We start from the raw sequence: 10,113 nt of genomic DNA, 5'->3' as shown, positions 1-10,113 counted from the left end.
CGAAGGCTTTGGTCGACGACCGGCGCGAATGCGACGCCTCGTGATCCCGGTGGCGCTTCACGGGACAACAGGACGGGGCACGGCGCGAGGGACGCCAGACGGCGCCGCCCAGCCAGGGCCGGCAACGCCGCGATGTCAAAAGGATGCATTGCAAACGCCGCACCGCCGCACCTTTCAGGGGCGACGCGTGTCGGCGATTGTGTCTGGGATGGTGGATTTTACGCTAAACGAAAGCCGTGTGAGTGAGTAAAAGACCTTAGCGAGGGGACTTATCCACAATCTATCCACCGTGCATCGTATCATAAACGATTGACACCTTTGCAAAAAGCCGATCTAATAGCTGGTTCCGCAAAACCGATTCCCTGGTACTGTCGTTGCGGCGCGCGTTTTTCCGGCTGAATTCGAGCGGAAACGTCGTCCCGATGCACATGACCGCTGGTGTGCTGCGCCCGTCCTTCGGTCGTTCTTCGGTCGAAATCGAAGGCGTCTGGCCGGGCATGAAAGAGGCAGGATTGGGCGCGGCAACCTCTGTGATAACGAGATCGACATGAAACGTACATACCAACCTTCCGTGACGCGCCGTAAGCGCACCCATGGCTTCCGCGTTCGCATGAAGACCGTTGGCGGCCGCAAGGTCATCAACGCTCGCCGTGCGAAGGGTCGCAAGAAGCTCGCAGTTTAAGCGAGTGCACGGCGTGCCCTCGCAGCGTGAGGGCGATGCGCGCGGCCGGTCCGCCGGCGCGGCAGATGAAGCGGTCCGCGAGAGCAGTGCATGCTTTCCGCGGGCCGTTCGTCTATTAAAAGCCGATGAATTTGCCGCGCTGTTCAAGATGCGGCCCGTGCGCCGTTCCCCGCATTTCGTCGTCTATCTCCGCGCTCGCGAACCGCAGGCGCCGGGGCGATTCGGCGTGGTGTTGGGCAAGAAGTTCGCGCCGCGCGCGGTCACGCGCAATATGGTCCGTCGCGCGTTGCGCGAAACCTTCCGGCAACGCCGGCCGCAATTCGCGGGCTGGGACGTGCTGGTGCGGCTGGCCCAGCGTTTCGACAAGCAGCAATTTCCCGGTGCCGCGTCTCCGGCACTGAAACGGCTGTGCCGCGCCGAGGTACAGGCCTTGTTCGACGCGGTGATACAGCAAGCCGCGCGGCAACATGGCCGTGCTTCGTCCGGCAAGCCATCTTCGCGTGGCGCTGCGCCAACAGCAGCGGTCGCTTCGTCGGAGGCGCCGTCGCAGGGGTGAACACCGTGGTCGACGTGGATCGGGCAAATATCGGGATGCGGGGCGTTCGCCTGGTCGGAATCGGCGCGCGCTTTGTGTTGCTGGCACTGTTGCGCTTCTACAAGGTGGGCATCAGCCCGCTACTTGGCAGTCGGTGTCGATATTATCCGTCTTGCTCGGATTACGCCAAAGACGCAATCCAGTATCATGGCGCCGCACGCGGTACATATCTGGCATTTCGCCGGGTGTGCCGCTGTCATCCGTTTTCCGCGGGTGGCGTTGATCCGGTGCCGCCCGCATCCGGCCGGCGTGGGTGTCGCGATGCGGATGCCGACGCGGGCATCGTTCTCTCGCGGACGGACGACGCGGGCGATCGGTCCACGGACAAGTAAGATGTGCCGCGGCGCTGCCGCGGAAGACGTAGCGCAGGACTGCACGCCCGCGGCCGCGTGGCTGATATCGCGCCGGAAGGCGCGAACGAGTTGAGGGTTAGAGACCAGGCATGGATATAAAACGTACCATCTTGTGGGTGATCTTCGCCGTATCGGCGGTATTGCTCGTCGACAATTGGCAACGGTCGCAGGGTCATCCGTCGCTGTTCAACCCTGGTGCCTCGCAACAAGCCAGCACACCGGCCGCAGCCGGTAGCGGCGCGAGTGGGGCGAGCGGCGCGGCGAAGTCCGACGTGCCGAATGCCGGCGGTGTTGCCGTGGGTTCGCCCGCCGGTGCCGCGCCGGGCGCGCAGGCGGCCACGCAAGGCAAGAAGATCGCGTTCAAGACCGATCTCTATGACGGCGAAATCGACACCCTGGGCGGCACGTTGTCGTTGCTGAAGCTGGTCAAGGAAGGCGATGGCAAGCAGGCGGACCTGTATGTCACGCTGTTCGATCAGACGCCGGACCATACCTATCTGGCCCGTACCGGCCTGATTGGCGGCGACTTCCCGAACCACAATTCGATATATACGCTGGTGTCCCAAGGCAGCACCACGATGGGTGCCGACGGCAAGCTGCAATTGCGCTTTGCGTCGCCTGTCGTGGGCGGTGTGCGCTTGATCAAGACCTACACGTTCACACGTGGCAGCTATGTGATCAACGTCGACCAGCGTGTGGAAAACACCGGTAGCACGCCCGTGAGCCCGACGCTGTACATGGAACTGGTGCGTGACGACCAGGCGGTGGAGACGCCGCGTTTCTCGCATACCTTTATCGGACCGGCGGTCTACTCGTCGGAGCATCACTTCCAGAAGATCAGCTTCAGTGACATCGATAAGAACAAGGCTGATTTCACGCCGTCCGCCAACAATGGCTGGATTGCAATGGTGCAGCACTATTTCGCATCGGCCTGGATTCCGCCGGAAACGGCGCAGCGTGACATCTACGTCAACAAGTTCGACAACAAGCTGTACCGGGTAGGGGTGAAGTTGCCGATGGGCACGATCGCGCCGGGCGCGTCGAGCGATGTGGATTCGCGCCTGTTCGCCGGTCCGGAAGAAGAGCGGATGCTCGAGAACATCGCGCCGGGCCTGGATCTGGTCAAGGACTACGGCATGGTGACGATCATCGCCAAGCCCTTGTTCTGGCTGCTGGAAAAGATTCACTCCTTCGTGGGTAACTGGGGTTGGTCGATCATCCTGCTGACGCTGTTGATCAAGGCCGTGTTCTTCCCGCTGTCGGCCGCGAGCTATAAGTCGATGGCACGAATGAAGGAAATCTCGCCGCGGATGACGCAACTGCGGGAGCGCTTCAAGGGCGATCCGCAGAAGCTGAATGCAGCGATGATGGAGATGTACAAGACCGAGAAGATCAACCCGGTGGGTGGCTGTCTGCCGGTGCTGATCCAGATTCCGGTGTTCATCTCGCTGTACTGGGTGCTGTTGTCGTCGGTGGAAATGCGTGGTGCGCCGTGGTTGGGCTGGATTCACGACTTGTCGCAGCCTGATCCGTGGTACATCTTGCCTGTATTGATGGCCGCGTCGATGTTCCTGCAAACGCGTCTGAACCCGACGCCGCCGGACCCGATGCAGGCGAAGATGATGATGTTCATGCCGCTGGCGTTCTCGGTCATGTTCTTCTTCTTCCCGTCGGGCCTGGTGCTGTACTACGTGGTCAACAACCTGTTGTCGATCACCCAGCAGTACTACATCACGCGGGTGATTGGTGGGCGTTCGAAGAACAAGGCCACCACGGTGAAAGCCACGCCTGTCGTGACGCGGGAAGCGGCAAATGACGCGAAGCCGGCGCCGAAGAAAGACTGATGGAGGCAGCAGGGCCGGCAGGGCGTCTTCTCCGATAGGGACGCCGGTGGCTGGTGCAGGGGGCGGTGTGGTAAAACCGCCCGCCTGTGTGTCAAGAGCGGCGGGGGGGCGAAAGCCATCCCGCCGTTTTTGCATTGTGCGCTGGCGCTCGGGGCCTGGGCTGATTAAGCTGAAGCGATTGCCGGTGGCTAGTTGAATGGAGCGAGATCGATATGCATGCATCTGATCGGGATCCGATCGTCGCCATCGCCACGGCTTCCGGGCGTGGCGGGATCGGGGTTGTCCGTGCGTCATTCGGCACGGGGGACGCCGCGGCGCTGGCGGCTCGTGCGGTGCTGGAGGCCGTGTCCGGGCAAGTGCCCGCGCCACGGCATGCGGCGTATCTGCCATTTCTCGATGCGGCCGGTCAGGCGATCGATCGGGGTATCGTGCTGCATTTTCCCGCGCCGCATTCGTACACGGGAGATCATGTCGTCGAATGGCAGGGGCATGGCGGCCCGATCGTGATGCAATTGTTGTTGCAACGTGTGTTGGAGGCGGGGGCGGCGCATGGCATGCGGCTGGCCGAGCCGGGCGAATTCACGCGGCGGGCGTTTTTGAACGACAAGCTGGATCTGGCGCAGGCCGAGGCGGTGGCCGATTTGATCGAAGCATCCACCGAGGCGGCGGCACGATCGGCGGGACGTTCCTTGGAGGGCATGTTCTCGCAGGCCATCCATGCGCTGGTGGAAGACGTGATCACGTTGCGGATGCTGGTGGAGGCCACGCTGGATTTCCCCGAAGAGGAGATCGACTTTCTCGAGGCGGCCGATGCGCGTGGGAAGCTATCGGCGATCCGCGCAACGCTGCGGCGGATCCAGGCGGATGCGAAGCAGGGCGCGTTGCTCCGTGATGGATTGCAAGTGGTGCTGGCGGGGCAGCCGAACGTTGGCAAGTCGTCGCTGCTGAACGCTCTGGCGGGCGCGGAATTGGCGATTGTCACGCCGATCGCCGGTACGACACGGGACAAGGTGCAGCAGACCATCCAGATCGATGGGATTCCGCTGAACATCATCGATACCGCGGGCTTGCGCGAGACGCAGGATGAAGTCGAGCGCATCGGCATTGCGCGGTCCTGGGAGGAAATTGGGCGAGCGGATGTCGTGCTGCATTTGCTGGACGCGGCGCAGGCGATGGATGCCGAGGACCAGCGTATCGCGCAGCGCTTTCCAGTGAAGGTGCCCGTGATTCGGGTGTTGAATAAAACAGACTTGACTGCCACGCCCGCCGGCGCGCGCGTCTTGGATGCCGGGATGGGCGCCGAGGGCGATGCGGTGGCGAGCGACCGGCAGGTGCGGGAGATTCGGCTGTCGGCCAAGCGCGGCGATGGTATCGATCTGCTGCGGCAGGCGCTGCTGACGGTGACCGGCGCGCAGGCGGGCGCGCAGAGCGTGTACATCGCGCGGGAACGCCATTTGATTGCGCTGCAGGCCGCATCGGCACATCTGGCGGAAGCGGCGGCGCATGCGGATTGCGCGTCGCAATCGCTTGATCTGTTCGCCGAGGAATTACGCCTTGCGCAAGAGCGCCTCAACGCCATTACCGGTGAATTCACCAGCGACGATCTGCTAGGGGTGATCTTCAGCCGGTTTTGTATCGGAAAATAAGGCGAAGTCCATGGACATCCCCGGATGCCTCGGCAGGTGTTTGAAGGTCGTGCGGATAACGGAATGGGCGCTTTCTCGAGACGCCTGCCGTATCGACGTAATGATGATTTACATCGATTCCTCGCCCCGAAAGCAAACCTTCATTCAAACCCCGGGCGGGTTCCCTTAGAATAGCGTCTAAGGCGTACCAGGACTTCCCATGACATCCCGCATCAACATTCAAGCGTGCCTGCGTCGGGCGGCGTTGGTGAAAACCTTTGTCGTCGCGATGACGACCGTCACGACCGCGTTGCTCGCATTCGCCATCCCGACGGCCCATGCCGAGCCGATGGTCGCAAACAACTGTCCGGCAGTAGGCGATTTGTCCGCGCAGATGGCGGGCTGGCGCAATCGAGGCAAGACGCTCGCACAGGCGAAGGAACAGGTCGACAAGTACTACAGTGACCCGGCTGACCGTGAAATGCTTCACCGGGTTGTCGAGCGCGTCTACATGGACCCGCACAAACGCCTGGTGCCAGAGCAGGTTAGCGTGCAAATCACATCGGAATGCTTGACGCAGCAGACGCAACAAGCCCCGCCTGCCAGGCAGGGTGCGCAGCACGCGCCCACGCCGGCCGCGCAGCCCTGAGCGAATGCAAAAAAGCGCAGCCTTCCTCAAACGCCGTCACCTGGATCAATGACCGCGCTCGTAGAAACCCGGGACCTTGCCTTGCGCCTGCGCGACTACCCGGCGCTGCACGCTGGTGACGTCGTGCAGAGAACGGATCGGCTCGCGCTGGCCATCCATGCGGGCGACCATATTGCACTGCAAGGCCCGTCAGGGACGGGCAAGAGCGTTTTACTGCGGACGCTTGCGCTGTTGGACGCGCCGGTTAACGGGAGCGTTTTCTATCTCGGCCATCCCATTGCCGCGGCGGCGGTGCCGCGGTATCGCCGCGCGGTCGCCTATCTGCCGCAACGTCCCACGCTGTCCGGCGAAACGGTTCGCGATGCATTGCAATGGCCATACACATTTGCCGCGCATCGCGACCACCGGTACGACGAAGCCGCGGCGCTGGCATTGACCGCACAGGCTGGTAAGCCGGAAGCGTTCCTCGACAATCCCACGGCGACACTGTCCGGCGGTGAATCGCAGGTCGCGGCGTTGATACGCGCGGTGCTGCTCGACCCCGACGTGCTGCTGCTGGACGAGCCCACGGCCGCGCTTGATCCGGAAAGCGCATCGGTGGTCGAGGCGCTCGTCGCGCAATGGGCGAACGGGCAGGGACCAGCGAGCGTGACAAGCCCGGCGCACACGGCCGGTACGCGCGCAACCCCCGCTCGACTACCGCGCGCCTACGTCTGGATCAGCCACGATCCCGCGCAAGCGGCGCGTGTCGGCACCATGCGGTGGCACTTGGTCTCCTCTTGATCCGATCCATTTATCTATCGATGACCCCGAATCACGAGGCTTTCCGATGAACCACGCGGGCTATATCGCGTTGAATGGCTGGCAATTGGCCGCAGCGGCGGCGCTGGTATTGATCAATGGCCTACTGTCGTTCTTTCTGAAACTGGATCTGGGCAAATCCCTGCTGATCGCGTCGTTACGCGCCGTCGCGCAACTGCTGCTTATCGGCCTGGTGCTGGGCACGGTATTCCGATTCAGCCAATGGTATGCGGTTGTACCGGTGATGATGGTCATGACGGCCACTGCCGCGTTCGCCGCGAATGGACGCAGCAAGATCGCCTACCCGGGGCGGTTGATGGACAGTTTTGTCTCGGTTGCCGTTGGCGGCTGGCTGATTACGATGTTCAGCCTGACGTTGGTGATGCAGGTGCACCCGTGGTACGACCCGCGCTACGCGATACCTACCTTGGGCATGGTGCTGGGCACGACATTGACGGCGGTGGCATTGGGAATGGAGCGCGTTACCGATGCCTTCGCGAACGGGCGCCCGACCATCGAGGCGCAATTGGCAATGGGCGCCACGCGCTGGGAAGCGGCGGCGGAACCCATCCGGAAGGCGTTGACGGCGGCGATGATCCCGGTGATCAACCAGATGTCCGTCGTAGGCGTGGTCAGTTTGCCTGGGATGATGACCGGTCAAATTTTGGCGGGCGAGGCGCCGGGCAATGCCGTCCGGTATCAGATCGTCGTGATGTTCTCGATTGCGGCGGCATCGGCGATCGGTAGCGGGCTGGCGGTGTTTTTGGCTTATCGACGTCTTTTCAGTCGCGATCACCGCTTCCTGTTCGAACGCTTGCGTGCGACCAAGCCCAGGCGCAAAGCCGTGAAACGCGTCACGCCCCGCGCGATTTCCTGAGCGGTCCGTCGCCAAGACCCTTGTGCAGCGAAGCGCACAGCATGCCACCACCGATGGCGGCCAACCCGGCGAACAGGTAGATCGCGGCATAACCCAGATGCGTACTGATCAAGCCGGCAATCGGGCCAGTGATACAAAACGCCACATCGAGGAATACGGAATACGCCGAGAGCGCCGCCCCCCGGCTCGCGGGGGGTACGAGCGCCACGGCTTCCACCGCCAATGCCGGGAAGATCAACGAGAAGCCCATGCCCGCAAGACCGGCGCCGATCAAGGCAACGTGTGGCGACCACGCCAGCCAGACCAGCAACAGTCCTACGGCTTCCACGGCAAACGAGACAATGGCGACGCGAAAGCCGCCGTGTGTCTTGATCAGGTTGGAAAACAGCAGCCGGCTGCCGACGAACATGATGCCGAACACGCTCAGCGTCAGTTCCGCATGCGGCCAGCGTTGCGTGGCGTAGTACAGCGTGATGAACGTCGACAACGAGCCAAAGCCGGCCGAACCGAGCGCGAGCCCCATGCCGTGCGGCACCACCCGCGTGAAGACGCTGAAAAACGACATCCGCTCGCCCACGATCACCGCCGCATCCGGCGTACGTTGCGCGAGGAAATAACCACCTACCGCGACGGCCGTGATCAACACCCCCAGTGCCCAGAGGCCCGCCGCGCCATCCAGCAATACGCCTAGCGGCGCTCCCACGGCCAGCGCGCCATACGTTGCCACGCCGTTCCACGAGATCACCTTTGCGTTATTCGACTGCCCCACGCGACCAATGCCCCACAACGTCGCGCCGGTGGAGCCAAAGCTCTCGGCGGCGCCCAGTAGCAAGCGTCCGATCATCATCGCAATCAAGCTGTAGACGGGGAAGTGCGTTAGGCAAGCGGCCAGCAACAGCAGGGCGCCGCTCGCGGCACAGCCTGCCATGCCGATCTGGACAGTGCGACGGGCACCGATCGAGTCCACGACACGCCCTGCCGATGGACGCGTGATGAACGTGCCGATGTATTGAATACTGATCGCCAGACCGGCGATAACCGAGCTGAATGCCAGGTTGTTATGCACGAAGCCGGGAATCACGGCCATCGGCACACCGATCGAAAAATAGGTGATGAAGGTAAAAACAGTGCAGGAGAGAATTTGCAGCGTCAACGGCAGGCTGGACGACGGCGGAATAGCTGCTTTGGGCGTTTTCGACGCTTCCGGCGGGGTGCGCTCCTGCGCGGGAGAGGGATCGGGCATTGTCTTTCGGGAACGATACAAACGTCATACTTTTCAGGCGAGGGTCAATTATCCGCTCAAACCCAGGCCCACGAGTCCGATTCCATGAAAAGACCGTAGTTTTTTGTCAGGTTTTCCGCAGGTGGCATCGATTTCGAAGAGACCGCAGAACGGTCGGCTTCGGTTAAGCTTGTCACCGGCCGTGCGCCGGTAGTGCGCGGAGCATTTGAAGAAAAAGGAGTTGCATGACGGTGGCATCGATGATGGCCGCATTGCTTTCGTGTTTGACACTGGCAATTTGGGCGGTGCTGCGCTATGGGCGTGGCGGATTCTGGCAGGTCGCGTTGCCGCGCACCGGCGGTGCGATGCCGGAGGGGCGTGTTTGGCCGGATGTGGTGGCCATCGTCCCGGCACGTAACGAGGCGGACGTGATCGCCCAGGCGGTCCATTCCTTGCTGACGCAGGACTATCCGGGCGCGCTGCGCGTGGTGGTGATCGACGATCACAGCGACGACGGCACGGCCGAGGCGGCCCGCGCCGCGGCCGCCGCGCTGGGCGAGCAGGCGACGGCGCGACTGCGGATCGTAGGCGCGAGAACGCTGCCCAAAGGCTGGAGTGGCAAGGTGTGGGCACAGTCCGAGGGTATCGCGGCATCGGGCACGTTCGCACCGGGCGCGGAATGGTTCTGGCTGACGGACGCCGACATCGTGCATCCCCCCCATGGACTGCGCGACCTCGTCCTGCGTGGAGAACAGGGCAAGCGCGACATGGTTTCACTGATGGTACGGTTGCGCTGCAGCGCATTGCCGGAGCGGATGTTGATCCCGGCCTTCGTTTTCTTCTTCGCCAAGCTCTACCCGTTCCGGTGGATTGCCGACGATGCGAAGGCGACTGCCGGCGCGGCGGGAGGGTGTATTCTGCTGCGCCATGGCGCATTGACGCGCATTGGTGGACTGGCGGCGATCAAAGGCGCATTGATCGACGACTGTGCGTTGGCGGCCGCGGTCAAGCGCGGCGGCAGCGTCCGGCTTGATCTGGCCGATGCCGCAGTGTCGATTCGCCCGTACGATGGCTGGAAAGACATCTGGAACATGATTGCGCGCACGGCGTATACCCAGTTGCACTATTCTCCGTGGTTGCTGATTGGTGCGACGTTGGGCATGGTGCTGACGTATCTCGCGCCGCCGTTACTGACGATAGTCGGTCTGCTGAGCGGCGCGCCCTGGGGGTTTGCCGGTCTGGCGGCGTGGGTGCTGATGACCCGCTGCTATATGCCGATGCTGCGGTACTACAAACAATCCCCGCTCTGGGCCGTGGCGCTGCCGGTGGTAGCGTGTTTTTATATGGCGGCCACGCTGGATTCCGGCTGGCGACATAGCGTGGGGCGGGGTGGTCACTGGAAGGGGCGGGCGCAGTCCAGTAACGTGACGGAATGATGCGGTAACGCATGGGACGCCATGCGGCG

The 10,113-nt window shown here is 62.8% G+C and carries 9 protein-coding genes and 1 pseudogene; 9 read left to right on the top strand and 1 reads right to left on the bottom strand.

Annotation, left to right across the window (positions count from 1 at the left end; genetic code table 11):
• Positions 1-547: 547 nt before the first annotated feature.
• From rpmH to SJQ66_RS29495, 8 genes and pseudogenes are all read left to right on the top strand, one after another.
• Positions 548-682, top strand: coding sequence for a 50S ribosomal protein L34 (gene rpmH / locus SJQ66_RS29530; RefSeq protein ID WP_081765139.1), 135 nt, complete (start codon positions 548-550; stop codon positions 680-682).
• Between the two features lie 13 nt (positions 683-695).
• On the top strand, positions 696-1,238 hold the full coding sequence (gene rnpA / locus SJQ66_RS29525) for a ribonuclease P protein component (protein ID WP_046152450.1): 543 nt from the start codon (positions 696-698) through the stop codon (positions 1,236-1,238).
• Between the two features lie 35 nt (positions 1,239-1,273).
• A complete protein-coding gene (gene yidD / locus SJQ66_RS29520; protein ID WP_024905178.1) occupies positions 1,274-1,609 on the top strand; it encodes a membrane protein insertion efficiency factor YidD in 336 nt (111 codons plus the stop codon).
• Between the two features lie 110 nt (positions 1,610-1,719).
• Positions 1,720-3,399: pseudogene (gene yidC / locus SJQ66_RS29515) on the top strand (membrane protein insertase YidC); the annotation flags it as partial.
• Between the two features lie 287 nt (positions 3,400-3,686).
• A complete protein-coding gene (gene mnmE, locus SJQ66_RS29510) occupies positions 3,687-5,120 on the top strand; it encodes a tRNA uridine-5-carboxymethylaminomethyl(34) synthesis GTPase MnmE (RefSeq protein WP_046152366.1) in 1,434 nt (477 codons plus the stop codon).
• A gap of 199 nt (positions 5,121-5,319) precedes the next feature.
• The gene (locus tag SJQ66_RS29505; protein ID WP_052738182.1) at positions 5,320-5,748 is read left to right on the top strand and encodes a hypothetical protein; all 429 of its coding nucleotides are present in this window, start codon (positions 5,320-5,322) and stop codon (positions 5,746-5,748) included.
• Positions 5,749-5,796: 48 nt separating this feature from the next.
• Positions 5,797-6,531 carry an ABC transporter ATP-binding protein gene (locus SJQ66_RS29500; protein ID WP_320534879.1) on the top strand — a complete coding sequence of 245 codons (735 nt, stop codon included), beginning with the start codon at positions 5,797-5,799 and terminating at the stop codon, positions 6,529-6,531.
• Positions 6,532-6,577: 46 nt separating this feature from the next.
• Positions 6,578-7,426 carry an ABC transporter permease gene (locus tag SJQ66_RS29495; protein WP_320534878.1) on the top strand — a complete coding sequence of 283 codons (849 nt, stop codon included), beginning with the start codon at positions 6,578-6,580 and terminating at the stop codon, positions 7,424-7,426.
• On the opposite strand, the gene SJQ66_RS29490 is transcribed toward SJQ66_RS29495, so the two are convergent.
• The gene (locus tag SJQ66_RS29490) at positions 7,404-8,669 is read right to left on the bottom strand and encodes an MFS transporter (RefSeq protein WP_024905172.1); all 1,266 of its coding nucleotides are present in this window, start codon (positions 8,667-8,669) and stop codon (positions 7,404-7,406) included. The genes SJQ66_RS29495 and SJQ66_RS29490 overlap by 23 nt on opposite strands.
• A 230-nt stretch (positions 8,670-8,899) precedes the next feature.
• Between SJQ66_RS29490 and SJQ66_RS29485 the strand changes: the two genes are divergently transcribed.
• Complete coding sequence (locus tag SJQ66_RS29485; RefSeq protein ID WP_176026073.1) at positions 8,900-10,084, top strand: glycosyltransferase; 1,185 nt, start codon at positions 8,900-8,902, stop codon at positions 10,082-10,084.
• Positions 10,085-10,113 lie beyond the last annotated feature (29 nt).

Source organism: Robbsia andropogonis, from assembly GCF_034047095.1.
GTDB classification, from domain to species: Bacteria; Pseudomonadota; Gammaproteobacteria; order Burkholderiales; family Burkholderiaceae; genus Robbsia; species Robbsia andropogonis.
The sequence above is the reverse complement of the archived record's forward strand: the minus strand, read 5'-3'. Positions and strand labels throughout refer to the sequence as shown.

Bases quoted from the DNA above. Each gene is read 5' to 3' on its own strand.
- rpmH (WP_081765139.1), top strand. From the start codon at position 548: ATGAAACGTACATACCAACCTTCCGTGACGCGCCGTAAGCGCACCCAT.
- SJQ66_RS29490 (WP_024905172.1), bottom strand. From the start codon at position 8,669: ATGCCCGATCCCTCTCCCGCGCAGGAGCGCACCCCGCCGGAAGCGTCG.
- SJQ66_RS29500 (WP_320534879.1), top strand. From the start codon at position 5,797: ATGACCGCGCTCGTAGAAACCCGGGACCTTGCCTTGCGCCTGCGCGAC.
- SJQ66_RS29505 (WP_052738182.1), top strand. From the start codon at position 5,320: ATGACATCCCGCATCAACATTCAAGCGTGCCTGCGTCGGGCGGCGTTG.
- SJQ66_RS29495 (WP_320534878.1), top strand. From the start codon at position 6,578: ATGAACCACGCGGGCTATATCGCGTTGAATGGCTGGCAATTGGCCGCA.
- yidD (WP_024905178.1), top strand. From the start codon at position 1,274: ATGCGGGGCGTTCGCCTGGTCGGAATCGGCGCGCGCTTTGTGTTGCTG.
- mnmE (WP_046152366.1), top strand. From the start codon at position 3,687: ATGCATGCATCTGATCGGGATCCGATCGTCGCCATCGCCACGGCTTCC.